Below are 13,458 nucleotides of genomic sequence, written 5' to 3' on the forward strand. Positions count from 1 at the left end.
ACGCACAGCTCCGCCACCTCGCCGGACGACGCGGGCTGCGCTGTTTCACGTGAAACAGCGCACCCTCCCACAGCGGTCACAGCCGTCACAGCGGTCACAGCGCGAGCTTGAAACCCACGTGGGAGGCGGTGAAACCGAGCCGTTCATAGAAGCGGTGGGCGTCGGTGCGTGAGGTGTCGGAGGTCAGCTGGACCAACTGACAGCCCAGGTCCCGGGACTCGTCGATCGCCCACTCGATGAGCTGTGTGCCGAGGCCGCTGCCGCGCTCGTCGGCATGGATGCGTACGGCTTCGATGACGGACCTGGTCGCACCGCGTCGGGACAGCCCGGGGATGATCGTGAGCTGGAGCGTGCCGACGACGCGGCCTTCGCGGACCGCCACGACCAGGCGCTGGTTCGGATCGGCGCGGAGCCGCTCCAGCGCGGCCAGGTAAGGGCTCAGGTCGTCCGGTGACTCGCGCTGCGCACCCAGGGGGTCGTCCGCGAGCATGCCGACGATCGCTGGGACGTCGTCGGCGGTCGCGGGTCGTATCTCAAGATCTCCCATGGCCGCACCTTACGCAGAGACGGCCGCGGTGTACGCGCCCGGAGCCGAGCCGTCCTACGCGGGCACCGGTGCCTTCAGCGTCTCCACGACCCGGACGAGCGGAGCCATCTCGGGGTTCTTCGCCGCCTCGTCGAGGGCCTCGCGCAGGGCGGCGTCATTGGTCGGCCGTGCCTCTTCCAGCAACGCGAGGCCCGCCTCGGTGACGTTCGTGTAGATACCCCTGCGGTCGGTGGGGCAGAGGTAACGCTCCAGGAGCCCGCGGTCCTCGAGCCGGGTCACGAGACGCGTGGTGGCGCTCTGGCTGAGGACGACCGCGTCGGCGACCTGCTTCATCTGCAGATGGCCCCCGTCCCCGTCGTGCTGACGGCTGAGTACGTCCAGCAGCGAGTACTCGCGCACGCTCAGGTCGTGCCGGCCCTGCAGAGCGCGCTCGATGTGGGCCTCGATCTTCCCGTGCAGCAGGGAGAGGGCGCACCAGCCCTGGGCGAGAGCGGTGAGTGCGGGGTCCGTCGCTGTCATTGGCGTTTCCTCCGTCCCGGAGCGGCTGACGTCCAGGATAGAGCAGGACCGCAATTGACGGCGTTTGCTTATAGCCCGCGTACGCAACTATTGTGGTCGCAGGCAAAGCGCTCCTGCAACCTTTGGGAAGGTGTACCCCTCCATGCCTCTCGCGCTTCTGGCCCTCGCGATCGGGGCCTTCGGAATCGGAACGACCGAGTTCGTGATCATGGGATTGCTGCCCGAGGTCGCGAGCGACTACGGGGTCTCCATCCCGACCGCCGGATACCTGGTGACCGGCTATGCGCTCGGTGTCATGCTCGGCGCCCCGCTGATGACCGTTCTGGGCACCAAGGTCTCCCGCAAGCGCATGCTGATGCTGCTGATGGGCCTGTTCATCGTCGGCAACCTGCTCTCGGCCCTCGCCCCGGCCTTCGCCGTGATGCTGATCGGCCGGATCGTGGCCTCGCTGGCCCACGGCGCCTTCTTCGGTATCGGCTCGGTCGTCGCGGCTGATCTCGTCGCCCCCGACAAGAAGGCCGGAGCGATCGCGATGATGTTCACCGGTCTGACCGTCGCGAACGTCGTCGGTGTCCCGCTGGGCACCCTGGTCGGGCAGTCAGCCGGCTGGCGTGTGACCTTCGGCATCGTCGCGGCCCTCGGTGTGCTCGGCCTGATCGGCATCGCCCGGCTCATCCCCGACCTGCCCAAGCCGGAGGGTGTACGCCTGCGGCACGAAGTGGCCGCCTTCAAGAACGTGCAGGTGCTGCTCGCGATGGCGATGACGGTCCTCGGCTTCGGCGGCGTCTTCGCGGCCATCACCTACATCGCGCCGATGATGACCCACATCGCCGGCTTCGCCGACGGCTCCGTCACCTGGCTGCTGGTCCTCTTCGGCCTCGGCATGGTCGGCGGCAACCTCGTCGGCGGCAAGTTCGCCGACCGCGCCCTGATGCCCATGCTGTACGTCTCCCTGGGCGCTCTGGCCGTCGTCCTCGCGCTGTTCACCCTCACCGCGCACAACAAGGTGCTGTCGGCCGTCACGATCGCGCTGATCGGCGCACTGGGCTTCGCCACGGTCCCGCCGCTGCAGAAGCGGGTCCTCGACCAGGCGCACGGCGCCCCGACGCTGGCCTCCGCCGTGAACATCGGCGCCTTCAACCTCGGGAACGCGCTGTCCGCCTGGCTCGGTGGTCTCGTGATCGCGGCGGGCTTCGGCTACACCGCCCCCAACTGGGTCGGTGCCACCCTCGCCGCGGGGGCCCTGCTGCTGGCCCTCCTCTCGGCCGGCCTGGAGCGCCGCGCCGGTGGCACCGGCACCGTGGTCACGGGATCCGCGCCGACCGAGCAGCGGACCGCCGTCCACCACTGAGCAACCGGGCTGCCGGGCTCACCGCCCCCATCGGCCGGATCAGCACCACCGCGAGATGTCGCCGGTTCCCCGGACTCCGGAGAGCCGGCGTTCTCGTGTCCGGGCTCGTCAGCCCGCGGCGACCGTGACCGGGGCGAACCGGCGCCTCCAGTCCCCGGGCAGCTCGGTGATCCCGTACGACATCACCGAGTTGAAGGCGATGGACGCCAGACCGCGCTCCTTCACCCATGTGAGCAGCTCGGTGTGCCGCACGTCGATGTCGGTGCGCAGCGGTCGGTCGGTGTGGTCGGCGAGGGAGGCGATGAGCGCCTGGGCCACCGAGGTGTCGCGCGCGATGAGCGGGCCGACGACCTGGGTGTCCATGTTCGGCCAGGCGGCGGTGTATCCGATGACCCGCCCGTCCTCCTCAGCCACGCGCAACTGGTCGGCGAAGGCGGGCAGTCGGGTGACGATGTGCGTACGGTCGGTCCCGAAAGCCTGTTCGTCGAGGCGGAGGATCGCTGCGAGGTCCTCGGCGGTCGCGGCGCGGGTCGCCACCGTCGGCCGCGGCCCACCAGGTGTGAAGGGCCCGCACACCATCTCCGCTCGCCCCGTGACCTTGAAGCCGAGCTCCTCGTAGAGGGGACGGCCGTACGGCGTCGCGTGCAGGGTGACGGGTGTGGTGCCCATGGCCGAGACGACGTGGTGCATCAGCCGGCGTCCCACGCCCTGTCGAGCGTGCCGTTCGGCGACCAGGACCATGCCGATCGCCGCGAGGGCGGGGTGATCCTGGGGCCCGTACTCGGTGACCACACAGGCGGTCACGAGGCCGCCGTCGGGGTCATCGATGCCGTAGCCCTTCCCGGCCGTGAGGAGGAAACCCCACTTGTGCTCCTCCCGTGGCCACCCCCGGTCCTCGGACAAGTCGGCGCAGGCGGCGAGATCGCGGAGCGTCAGACGGCGGATGGGCAAAGAGGCAAGGGAAGGAGTCGGCACGCAGGTCAGGCTGTCCGACGAGGGCCCTTGACGTCCACCTCTTTCCCCGGACGCACACGAGCTTTTGGCCAGTCGTGGCCGAGCGCACAGCGAGTGGACAGACGGTGGACGTTTCACGTGAAACGCGGGCGCGCACCCAGGGAATGACGGTGCTGGCGTTTCGCGCCGTGCCCTCATTCGTGAGGGGGGAAGGGGGGACTTGTGTGCACAGCGGTGGCCGGTAGGGTCGACTCCGGTTCGCTTTCGGGGCGGGTGACCCGTTCCGCACGGGCCGTGTGCAGAGCAATGCAGCCTAACCGGACGGAGAGATCGAAGACCTACGTTTCCGGATATGCGACCGAGCCGCCCTGACGGGTGGAAAGCTCGAGCGAGAGTACTGCGGCCAATGTCACACTCTCGCCTTACTTGTCCGTACAGAGCCGAAACACAGGTTGAATGTGGCCGCATTGGCCGCGACCAGACGGATGGGAACGCAGTCCGTCCACGGGGGAAAGCAGGCACCTTCCGACCCGGGAAGTGCGCAGACCGACCGAAAGATGCTCGAGGCGAGGCACACCATGGACGCTCCGACCACCACGTCGGCCGACAACGGCACTTCTGGCGGCGGAGGCGGCTGGTTCACCCCCCGCAACAAGCCGACGCCGAGCCAGGGCAGCGAATCCGCCCCGGACGAAGGGAATCGACCGGACGCGGCAGGGCCGGCGGGCCGTCCCACGACCGATCCGGAAGAGCGGGGGGAGGGCACGGCGGTGCCGCCCCCCTCGACGGCCGGCAGCGCGGGCGCCGGGCAGCCGCAGCAGGAGGGTGAGTCCCGGCAGGCGATATCCACGCTCACCTCGGCTCCCCCCGCCGAGCAACGTGTTCCCGTTCAGCGGGAAGTAACCATGCCGTCGCCCTCGACGTCGGCCGCCTCTGCCCCACCGGCCGAGGCGGCGTCCCCGGACGCCCTCCTGATCCGCCGTGCCATGGCCGAGGTCACCCCCGTGGCCGACAAGGTCACGTCGTACTTCTACGCCCTGCTCTTCGTCCGCCACCCCGACCTGAGGCCGCTGTTCCCGGCCGCGATGGACACCCAGCGGGACCGGCTGCTCAGGGCGCTGCTCACGGCGGCCGAGCACATCGACAACACCGACGTCCTCGTCGACTACCTGCGGAACCTCGGCAGGGGCCACCGGAAGTACGGAACGCGGCCCGAGCACTACCCGGCCGTCGGCGAGTGCCTCATCGGTGCGCTGAGCAAGTACGCCGCCGGGGTCTGGAGCGAGGACATGGAGGCGGCCTGGGTGCGGACGTACACCACGATCTCCCAGATCATGATCGACGCGGCGGCCGCGGACGAGCTGCGGGCCCCGGCCTGGTGGTACGCCGAGATCGTCACGCACGAGCTGAGAACCCCGGACGTCGCCGTCATCACCGTCCGCCCCGACCAGCCGTACCCCTTCCTCGCCGGGCAGTACACGAGCCTGGAGACCCCGTGGTGGCCCCGGATCTGGCGGCACTACTCCTTCGCCTCGGCGCCCCGCTCCGACGGTCTGCTGTCGTTCCATGTGAAGGCCGTCCCGGCGGGCTGGGTCTCCAATGCCCTGGTACACCGGGCCCGCCCCGGTGACATCATCAGGCTCGGCCCGCCCGTCGGTTCCATGACCGTGGACCACACCACCGACAGCGGGCTGCTCTGCCTGGGCGGCGGTACCGGCATCGCGCCCATCAAGGCGATGGTCGAGGACGTCGCCGAGCACGGGGGGCGCCGTTCGGTCGAGGTCTTCTACGGTGCTCGCACCGACCAGGACCTGTACGACATCGACACCATGCTCCGCCTCCAGCAGTCCCACCCCTGGCTCTCGGTCCGCGCGATCATCGACCAGCTGGCGCACCAGCAGCTTCCGGACGCGGTGCGGGCCTACGGACCCTGGAACGAGTACGTCGCCTACCTGTCGGGCCCACCCGGCATGATCCGCAGCGGTGTGGACACCTTGCGGGACATCGGCATCCCGTCGGAGCGCATACGGCACGACTCCGTCGCGGAACTCATCGCCATCGAGTCGTGAGCATCGCCTGGATCAGCCCAGGTCGGGAGCGTGCATGGCGCGTACGCCCTCGATGTTGCCGTCCAGGTAGTGCCGCAGCGACAGCGGGACGAGATGGACTGAGGCGATGCCGACCCGGGTGAACGGAACCCGCACGATCTCGTACTCGCCGATCGGCTCGTCCACCTCGGGGCCATGCCGGAGGGAGGGGTCCATGGACTCCAGGCGGCAGACGAAGAAGTGCTGCACCTTCACACCGGTCGCACCGCCGTCGTCTCCGATGTGCTCCACGGTGTCCACGAAGCAGGGCACCACGTCTGTGATCTTCGCACCCAGCTCCTCGTACACCTCGCGGTGCAGGGCGTCGACGACGGTCGGGTCATCGGGTTCGACCCCGCCGCCGGGAGTGAGCCAGTAGGGATCCACGCCCGGCTTGGTGCGCTTGATCAGGATCAGGTCGTCACCGTCCAGCAGAACGGCGCGGGCGGTGCGCTTGACCACGGGTCGGACGGTCATGGGAGAAATGTGGCCCCGCTGGTTCCACGTGAAACATCGCGAAATGTGACCGGCCGAGCCCCCAGGGTGAGGCTCTGTGCGTACTGCCGATCCGGGATGGGCCGGCACCCCCGTCCGGGCGCCTCAGCACCAGTCGGCCGAGGCCCGCTGCAACCACTCGTGGGCCCGTGCGATGTGGGGCATCGCGAGTGTCCCGGTCCGTACCACCAGGAAGTACGTGCGCAGTGGCGGCACCGCCGGCTCGTGCAGGGCGACGACCTCCCCCCGCTCCAACGCGCCGGTGCTCAGGTAACGCGGCAGCACCGCCAGGCCCGCGCCCGCGATCGCACACGCCAGCACCGCCCGCAGGTCGGGGACGATGACCGTGCCCGGGGCAGCCGGGCGAGAGTCGAAGACGGAGGCCCAGTATCGGGAGACGAAGGGCAGAGACTCGTGTACCTCCACCACGGGCACCTGTTCAAGGGCCGGCTCCGGCTTCGTTTCCGGCTGTCCGGCGCCGATCTGTTCGGCCCAGTGCGGGGCGGCGACCAGGACGTGCTCCTCGTCGCAGAGCGCAGTCGCCGTGAGCAGCGGGCCGCGTGGCCGGGCCGTGCTGATGGCCAGATCGTGATGCCCGGCGGAAAGCCCTTCCAGTGTTTCCTCGGCGTTTCCGAAGGAGGCACGCAGGGCGAAGCCCGGGCCGTCCTCGCCGATCAGTGCGGTGAGCGCGGGCAGGGCCCGTTCAGCGGTGAACTCCGGAGGACCGGCGAGGTGCAGCGTGCGTAAGGAGGAGTCGTCGTCGAGGCCGGTCTCGGTTATCTCGACCAGGGCGTCGAGATGCGGTGCGGCCTTGTGGGCGAGTTCGTCGCCGATGCTCGTCGGGGTCACGCCGCGGGCCTGCCGCAGGAACAGAGGGCGGCCCAGCTGCTGCTCCAGCGTCCTTATCTGCGAGGTGACGGCCGGCTGCGAAAGGCCCAGCAGGGCGGCGGCGCGGGTGAAGGAACCGGCCCGGTGCACGGTCACGAAGGTCCGCAGCAAGGCCAGATCCACTGCGCACTCTCCCCTCTTCGGTCACGCTCCCGGCCCCCGACCGCGCTAACTATAAATAAGTCGATAGGTCTCTGTCGCTACTGTGATTGGACACTGACAGAGAGTCAACTAGCCTTGGTCGCGCGGTTCTTGCGCGCGGAACCGGAGGACGGTCCGAGCCATGAGGGGGGAGGCTCGGACCGTCCGCAGAAGGCCGGTCAGGCGGCCGACGCGTCCAGCGCACGCAGCACGTCCGCCACGAGGTCCTCCGGGTCCTCGGCGCCGACCGACAGGCGGATGAAGCCTTCCGGCACCGCGTCCCCGCCCCAGCGCCCGCGCCGCTCGGCGGTGGACCGCACTCCGCCGAAGCTCGTGGCGTCGTCCACGAGCCGCAGCGCCTCGAGGAAACGGTCGGCACGCGCGCGCGTGGGCAGTGTGAACGACACCACACAACCGAAGCGTCGCATCTGCTGCGCGGCGATCTTGTGAGAGGGGTCGTCGGGAAGTCCGGGGTACCGCAGCCCGGTCACCTCGGGGCGCTCGCGCAGTGCCTCGGCGACCGTGAGGGCGGTCGCGCACTGCCGGTCGACGCGCATCTGAAGGGTCGCGATCGAACGATGCGCGAGCCAGGCCTCCATAGGCCCGGGGATCGCGCCGACGATCTTGCGCCAGCGGCGCACGGCGGCCATGGCCTCGCTGTCGCGGCCGACGACATAGCCCAGGAGGACATCGCCGTGTCCCGTGAGCTGTTTCGTGCCACTGGCCACCGCGAAATCGGCACCGAGCTCCAGGGGGCGCTGACCGAGCGGTGTCGCGAGGGTGTTGTCGACGGCCACCCGAGCACCGCGCGCGTGCGCCGCCTCGGCGAGCCGCCTGATGTCACACACGTCGAGTCCCGGGTTCGACGGGGATTCGATCCACAGCAGCTTCGCGCCGTCGAGGACGTCGAGCTGGGCGTCGCCGCCGGTCGGCGCGGTGCGCACCTCGATGCCGTACGCCTCCAGCTGGGCACGCACCAGAGGCAGCGCCTGGTAGCCGTCGTCGGGCAGGACGCAGACGTCGCCGGTGCGCAGCTGGGAGAAGAGCACCGCCGAGATGGCGGCCATGCCCGAGGCGAACACGAGCGTCTCGGTACCGTCCTGGCCCGGCGCCTCCAGCTCGCCGACGGCGTGCTCCAGCAGGGTCCAGGTCGGGTTCTCGTCCCGGCCGTAGGTGTAGGGACCGGCCGGGTCGCCGGGCAGGTGGAAGTGGGCCGCGAACACCGGTCCGGGCAGGGTGGGCTCGTACTTGACCGGCTCGGGCAGCCCGGCCCGCACCGCCCGCGTGCCGTCACCGGTGCCCGCCGCGTGGGCGACACGTGTCACCCGGCTCGCGTCACCCGTCCCCGGGGCGGCCTCGCCCGGCGTCCGGTTCGCGTCACCCCTCGCGGATTCGCTCATGCCACCCTTCCCTCCACGTCCTCACGCACTGCGGCGAGCAGACCGGCGCTCGCTCCCTCCACCATCTCAAGGCACTCCTCGAAGCCGTCCGCGCCTCCGTAGTAGGGGTCCGGTACGTCGAGGTCGTCGCCGGCGGCGGGATCGTACGAACGAAGGAGCCGCACCTTCCGCGCGTCCTGTTCCGTCGGTGCGATACGGCGCAGGGCCCTGAGGTGCCCGGCGTCGAGGGCGACGACCAGGTCCAGGCGGGAGAACCACGACGGCTGGAACTGCCGGGCCGTGTGGCTGAGGGCATAGCCGTTCTCCTCCAGCACCGCCACCGTACGCGGATCGGCGCCGTCCCCCTCGTGCCAGCCGCCCGTGCCGGCGCTGTCGACCTCGACCAGGCCGTCGAGCCCGGCCTCCGCCACGCGGGCGCGGAAGACGGCCTCGGCCATCGGGGAGCGGCAGATGTTGCCCGTGCAGACGAAACAGACGCGGTACGTCATGTGCGCTCAGTCCCCGTCGGGCAGGACGACGTGCAGCGCCCAGGAGACGACCGAGATGATCAGACCACCCAGGACGGCCGTCCAGAAGCCCTCCACGTGGAAGCTCAGATCGAGCTGGTCCGCCAGCCACGACGTCAGCAGCAGCATCAGCGCGTTGACGACCAGGGTGAAGAGGCCCAGCGTCAATATCAGCAGCGGCAGGCTGAGGAGCTTGACGAACGGCTTGACCAGGAAGTTCACCAGGCCGAAGAGCAGCGCCACGATGATCAGAGTGGCGAACTCCTTGCCCTTGTTGTCACCGGTCAGGGTGATCTTGTCGAGCAGCCATACGGCGACCGCCAAGGCGCCCGCATTGGCAATCGTCTTGACTACGAAATTCTTCATGTGTCTGATCGTTGCAGACCTGATCGGGTACGGGCACTAGAGGCAGGGGCGGACTAGGCGATGAAGGCATTCCGGCTGGACGAACTGGAGGCGGAGCGCGCCGCCAACGAGGGCGCCTACCTGCAGTTTCTGCGCGAGCAGAACATGTCGGTCGGCCTGTACGCCCTCGATGCGGGCGAGCAGGATCCACAGAAGCCGCACAATCAGGACGAGGTCTACTTCGTTGTGAGCGGCCGTGCGGCGATCACCGTGGGTCTGGAGACGACGCAGGTGGCGCGCGGCAGCGTGATCTACGTTCCGGCGGGTGTGGCCCACAAGTTCCACCACATCACCGAAGACCTGAGGGTCCTGGTGGTGTTCTCTCCGCCCGAGAGCTGACGAAGCGTCTCGGGGTTCCCTAGGGGTTCGGTCAGGGGAGGACAAGGGATGCGAGGCCCCCGTTGGACCCCTGCACGGACCTAGCATCGAGTGCAGGACATCAGGATCGACAGGACCCGGCACTCGAACGGGCGGAGAGGTAAGGACGAGGGCGATGCGAGAGATCTTCGCGGGACTGCCGTGGTGGGTGAAGTGGGTCGCGGTGCCGGTCATCGCCCTGGTCGTGTTCGGCGGGCTGATAGCCAGTGTCGTCGGCTTCGTCATCGGCCTGCTCTTCAAGGTGCTGGTCTTCGTGGCGCTGGTCGGTGGACTGATCTACGTCGTACGGAAGTTCACCTCGAGTTCCTCGTCGCGCAGCGACTGGTGAGACCGGTGGGAAACCGGTGGGGGTAGCGGGAAACGCCTGGAATCACCGGTTCCCTCGGCCGGGGGAAGTTTCGCGGCCAGGCCGTCTGTGCGCGGTGGCAGACGAATAGAGTCCGGAACTCGACGCGGGGACATCCCCGCGAGCGGCTATCCCCACCCGTGTTCATCGGCACGGGCTGCCCCCTCGCGCTTCGGGAGTGACCCTTGACCCCGGCTGACACCGCACCGGTCCACCTGCACACCGTTCCCGCGCAACCCCGCTCGGCGGCGCGCCCCGAGCAGCCGCCTCCCGCCGCACCACCGCCCCCGGCGACCCTCATCGGCTCCGTCCAGCGGGCGATGCGCCTGCTGGAGACCGTCGCCGGGCACGAGTACGGCGCTCCCGCCAAACAACTGGCCCGTGAGACCGGGCTCGCGCTGCCCACGACGTACCACCTGCTGCGCACCCTCGTGCACGAGGGCTATCTGCGCCGTGACAAGGGTCTGTTCTTCCTCGGCGAGGCGGCCGAGCGGCTGAGCAGCAGCGGGGCGCGGCAGAAACGTCGCAGCACGATCGTCGACGCGCTCGCGCACTGGCGGGACGCGCTCGGCGTCCCCGTGTACTACGCGGTGTACCGCGAGGGCGAGATCGAGCTCGTCTGCGTCTCCGACAGTCCGGCCAGTCCGGCGGTCGAGGAGTGGGCCGATTTCCGGGAGACCGGGCACGCGCACGCCATCGGGCAGTGCCTGCTGTCCCAGCTGGACGAGGACGCCCGCCGGGACCACCTCGACCGCTATCCGGTGCAGCCGCTCACGCCGTACACGGTGCGCGACAACCACAGCCTGCTCCGCCGGCTGGAGCGGACGCGGCGGATGGAACCGGTGACGGAGCGTCAGGAGTACGCCTTGGGGACGGTCTGCGCGGCGGTTCCGCTCACCCTCGGCACCACGGCCGCGACGATGGCCATCTCGCTGCCCGCCCACCAGGCGGACCGGCTGCTGCCCGCGGCCCGGCAGTTGCAGGGCGAGATCGGGCGGCGACTCGGATCGCTGGCACTCTCTATCAGTATGTGAAAACTCACTCCTTGTGATCTGCTGTGTACGTTCAGCAAGATTCCACCAAGTGTCAGAGGTTCGTTCCCGGCCAGTCCAGGCGAATGACGGGGTTATCGATGCGCGAGTCCGTACAGGCAGAGGTCATGATGAGCTTCCTCGTCTCCGATGAGCTCTCCTTCCGCATTCCGGTGGAGCTGCGCTATGAGACAAGTGATCCCTATGCCGTCCGGCTGACGTTCCACCTGCCCGGTGACGCCCCGGTGACCTGGGCTTTTGGCCGGGAGCTGCTGATCGACGGCGTCGGCCGGCCGTGCGGCGAGGGCGATGTGCGGGTCACGCCCGTCGAACCGGACTCGCTGGGCGAGGTGCTGATCCGGCTTCAGGTGGGCAGCGACCAGGCCTTGTTCCGGTCGTCGACGGCACCACTCCTCGCTTTCCTGGACCGCACCGACAAACTGGTACCGCTGGGCCAGGAGGGTTCGCTCGCCGACTTCGACGCCCATCTCGACGAAGCCTTGGACCGCATCCTCGCGGAACAGGGCGCCGGGTGAGACATCCGTGGGCGGCACGCTGGAGTAACGCTTCCCCGGATGCCGCCGAGCCGCGCAGGAACGCTTCTCCCTGCGACAGGCACCTGGCCTCTCGGCACCGGAGGGGCCAGCGGGGACTCACAAGCCCCTCAGGCGTCTTCGCCCCAGCGGCGTCATCGGTCCGAAGACGTCAGCGCTTACGCCGCCGCCCCCTCCCCCCGCGCGCCGGGACCGTGGCGGCCTCCGCGGCCGACTCCGCTCCCGGGCGGTCGGCCGAGACCACCAGCGCCGCGAGCGCCGTGGTGACCGGCACCGAAGCGACCAGGCCGATCGAACCGACCAGCGTGCGCACGATCTCCTCCGCGACGATCTCGCTGTTCGCGACCGTCCCCACACTGCTCTGCGCGATGGAGAAGAGCAGCAGCAGCGGCAGTGCGGCACCCGCGTAGGCGAGCACCAGCGTGTTGACGACCGAGGCGATGTGGTCACGGCCGATCCGGATGCCCGCTCGGTACAGTCCGCGCCAGCCCATCGACGGGTTGGCGTCGTGCAACTCCCAGACCGCGGACGTCTGGGTGACCGTCACGTCGTCGAGCACACCCAGCGAACCGATGATGACGCCCGCGAGCAGCAGACCGCTCATGTCGATCGTCGGATAGAGGCCGTGGATCAGGCCGGTGTTGTCATCCGTGTTGCCGGTGAGCGCGGCCCAGTCGATGAACACCGAGCCGAGAACGCCGATCAGCAGCAGCGAGACCAGGGTGCCGAGCACCGCCACGGATGTCCGCGCGGACAGGCCATGGCACAGGTACAACGCGATGAGCATGATGGCGCTCGCACCCACCACGGCCACGACCAGCGGATTCGAGCCCTGGAGGATCGCGGGCAGGATGAAGAGGTTCAGCACCAGGAAGCTTATGGCCAGCGCGACGAGGGCCATGACGCCCCGCAGGCGCCCGACGACCACCACGGCGAGCGCGAAGATGCCGGCCAGCAGCGCCATGGGCAGACGCCGGTTGACGTCGGTCACCGAGTACTGCAGATCCTTCGGCGCCGAGGGTTCGTAGGCGACCACGACCTTCTGGCCCTCGTGCAACTGACGGGACTGGTCGGGCTGAATGATCTCGGTGAAGGTGCGGCCCTTGTCCTTGCCGCTGTCGACCCGGATCGTGGCCCGCTTGCAGGTGCCGCTCTCCTGCTGCGCCGCGGAGGAGCCCTCGGCGGTGGAGGTGTCGCCCGTCGGCGGGACCCCGGAGGAGCCGGCCGCCTTGCAGCTCACCTCGACCACTTTGGTGACCGAGGCCTCCTGGGTCTGCCGGTCGAAGCCGACGCCGCTGCGCTCGTGCGAGGGAGCGCCGCCCGGCCACAGCACGGCGAGACCGATCAGTACCGCCGCGGCGAACGGGATCAGTACCGCTGCGATGATCTTGCGCAGATGCATGGAGACGGGCGTGGCCGGACCGTGGTTGTGGCTGTGCGAGTGCCCGTGGCCGTGTCCGCCACCGGGCGCGGAGCCGGACCCGTGACCGTGACCGTCGCCCCCGCCCTGGCCGTTGTCCCCACCGTGTCCCTGTCCGTGGCCGTGCCCATGGCTGTGGCCGGGACCGGTCCCTCGGTCAGGACCATCGCCCGTGCCGTAGCCCCCGTCGCCGCCGGAATCGTGCCAGCCGCCGGGGCCGGAACCAGGTTCACCGCCGCTCCCGGGACCATGGCCCGCGCTCCCACCGGCCCCGGCTGCGAAATCGTGGTCGCCTCCACGGCCGTTGCTGAATCCCGCGCCGGATCCGCGGGGCGGTTCGGGCGGTGGGTACGGGGGACGCTGCGTCGTGGTCACCGACCGATCATCGCAAGAAGGAGGGGGGCCCTCTGTTCACCGCGCCAGAATTGCCGCTAGC

Annotated in this window: 15 protein-coding genes; 6 read left to right on the forward strand and 9 right to left on the reverse strand. The window is 69.6% G+C overall.

The genetic code is table 11. The annotated features are described in order from the left end of the window. Nucleotides 1-94: 94 nt before the first annotated feature. Together ABZ016_RS18665 and ABZ016_RS18670 are read right to left on the reverse strand one after the other, a co-directional pair. On the reverse strand, nucleotides 95-547 hold the full coding sequence (locus tag ABZ016_RS18665) for a GNAT family N-acetyltransferase (protein ID WP_356917725.1): 453 nt from the start codon (nucleotides 545-547) through the stop codon (nucleotides 95-97). Between the two features lie 54 nt (nucleotides 548-601). Beyond that, nucleotides 602-1,066 (reverse strand): MarR family transcriptional regulator, encoded by a 465-nt coding sequence (locus tag ABZ016_RS18670; RefSeq protein ID WP_356917726.1) that lies wholly within the window; start codon nucleotides 1,064-1,066, stop codon nucleotides 602-604. Nucleotides 1,067-1,208: 142 nt separating this feature from the next. Between ABZ016_RS18670 and ABZ016_RS18675 the strand changes: the two genes are divergently transcribed. Next, nucleotides 1,209-2,417 (forward strand): MFS transporter, encoded by a 1,209-nt coding sequence (locus ABZ016_RS18675; RefSeq protein ID WP_356917727.1) that lies wholly within the window; start codon nucleotides 1,209-1,211, stop codon nucleotides 2,415-2,417. Between the two features lie 108 nt (nucleotides 2,418-2,525). On the opposite strand, the gene ABZ016_RS18680 is transcribed toward ABZ016_RS18675, so the two are convergent. After that, nucleotides 2,526-3,392: a GNAT family N-acetyltransferase gene (locus ABZ016_RS18680; RefSeq protein WP_356917728.1), complete on the reverse strand. Its 867-nt coding sequence runs from the start codon at nucleotides 3,390-3,392 to the stop codon at nucleotides 2,526-2,528. A 557-nt stretch (nucleotides 3,393-3,949) separates the two neighbouring features. Between ABZ016_RS18680 and ABZ016_RS18685 the strand changes: the two genes are divergently transcribed. Beyond that, a complete protein-coding gene (locus tag ABZ016_RS18685) occupies nucleotides 3,950-5,440 on the forward strand; it encodes a globin domain-containing protein (RefSeq protein ID WP_356917729.1) in 1,491 nt (496 codons plus the stop codon). 12 nt (nucleotides 5,441-5,452) lie between these two features. Here ABZ016_RS18685 and ABZ016_RS18690 read toward each other — a convergent pair whose 3' ends face one another. The 5 genes from ABZ016_RS18690 to ABZ016_RS18710 form a co-directional block, all read right to left on the reverse strand. Then, nucleotides 5,453-5,935, reverse strand: coding sequence for an NUDIX hydrolase (locus ABZ016_RS18690; protein WP_356917730.1), 483 nt, complete (start codon nucleotides 5,933-5,935; stop codon nucleotides 5,453-5,455). A 123-nt stretch (nucleotides 5,936-6,058) separates the two neighbouring features. Continuing rightward, nucleotides 6,059-6,964 (reverse strand): LysR family transcriptional regulator, encoded by a 906-nt coding sequence (locus tag ABZ016_RS18695; RefSeq protein ID WP_356917731.1) that lies wholly within the window; start codon nucleotides 6,962-6,964, stop codon nucleotides 6,059-6,061. A gap of 197 nt (nucleotides 6,965-7,161) precedes the next feature. Beyond that, a complete protein-coding gene (locus ABZ016_RS18700) occupies nucleotides 7,162-8,382 on the reverse strand; it encodes a cystathionine gamma-lyase (protein ID WP_356917732.1) in 1,221 nt (406 codons plus the stop codon). After that, nucleotides 8,379-8,870, reverse strand: a complete 492-nt coding sequence (locus ABZ016_RS18705; protein WP_356917733.1) for a low molecular weight protein-tyrosine-phosphatase — start codon at nucleotides 8,868-8,870, stop codon at nucleotides 8,379-8,381. Before ABZ016_RS18705 ends, ABZ016_RS18700 begins: the two co-directional genes overlap by 4 nt. A 6-nt stretch (nucleotides 8,871-8,876) precedes the next feature. Then, on the reverse strand, nucleotides 8,877-9,254 hold the full coding sequence (locus ABZ016_RS18710) for a phage holin family protein (protein WP_356917734.1): 378 nt from the start codon (nucleotides 9,252-9,254) through the stop codon (nucleotides 8,877-8,879). Nucleotides 9,255-9,314: 60 nt separating this feature from the next. Between ABZ016_RS18710 and ABZ016_RS18715 the strand changes: the two genes are divergently transcribed. The 4 genes from ABZ016_RS18715 to ABZ016_RS18730 all read left to right on the forward strand — a co-directional run bounded on the left by ABZ016_RS18715 (nucleotide 9,315) and on the right by ABZ016_RS18730 (nucleotide 11,584). After that, on the forward strand, nucleotides 9,315-9,632 hold the full coding sequence (locus ABZ016_RS18715) for a cupin domain-containing protein (protein ID WP_184560493.1): 318 nt from the start codon (nucleotides 9,315-9,317) through the stop codon (nucleotides 9,630-9,632). A gap of 154 nt (nucleotides 9,633-9,786) precedes the next feature. Continuing rightward, nucleotides 9,787-9,999 carry a DUF5326 family protein gene (locus tag ABZ016_RS18720; RefSeq protein ID WP_003991465.1) on the forward strand — a complete coding sequence of 71 codons (213 nt, stop codon included), beginning with the start codon at nucleotides 9,787-9,789 and terminating at the stop codon, nucleotides 9,997-9,999. A 317-nt stretch (nucleotides 10,000-10,316) separates the two neighbouring features. Continuing rightward, nucleotides 10,317-11,051 (forward strand): IclR family transcriptional regulator C-terminal domain-containing protein, encoded by a 735-nt coding sequence (locus ABZ016_RS18725; protein ID WP_356917875.1) that lies wholly within the window; start codon nucleotides 10,317-10,319, stop codon nucleotides 11,049-11,051. 98 nt (nucleotides 11,052-11,149) lie between these two features. After that, nucleotides 11,150-11,584, forward strand: coding sequence for an SsgA family sporulation/cell division regulator (locus tag ABZ016_RS18730; protein ID WP_356917735.1), 435 nt, complete (start codon nucleotides 11,150-11,152; stop codon nucleotides 11,582-11,584). 169 nt (nucleotides 11,585-11,753) lie between these two features. Here the strand turns inward: ABZ016_RS18730 and ABZ016_RS18735 are convergent, their stop codons facing one another. Continuing rightward, a complete protein-coding gene (locus tag ABZ016_RS18735) occupies nucleotides 11,754-13,397 on the reverse strand; it encodes a YibE/F family protein (protein WP_356917736.1) in 1,644 nt (547 codons plus the stop codon). Between the last annotated feature and the right edge of the window lie 61 nt (nucleotides 13,398-13,458).

It is taken from the genome of Streptomyces sp. NPDC006372 (assembly GCF_040612515.1).
Taxonomy (GTDB): Bacteria; Actinomycetota; Actinomycetes; order Streptomycetales; family Streptomycetaceae; genus Streptomyces.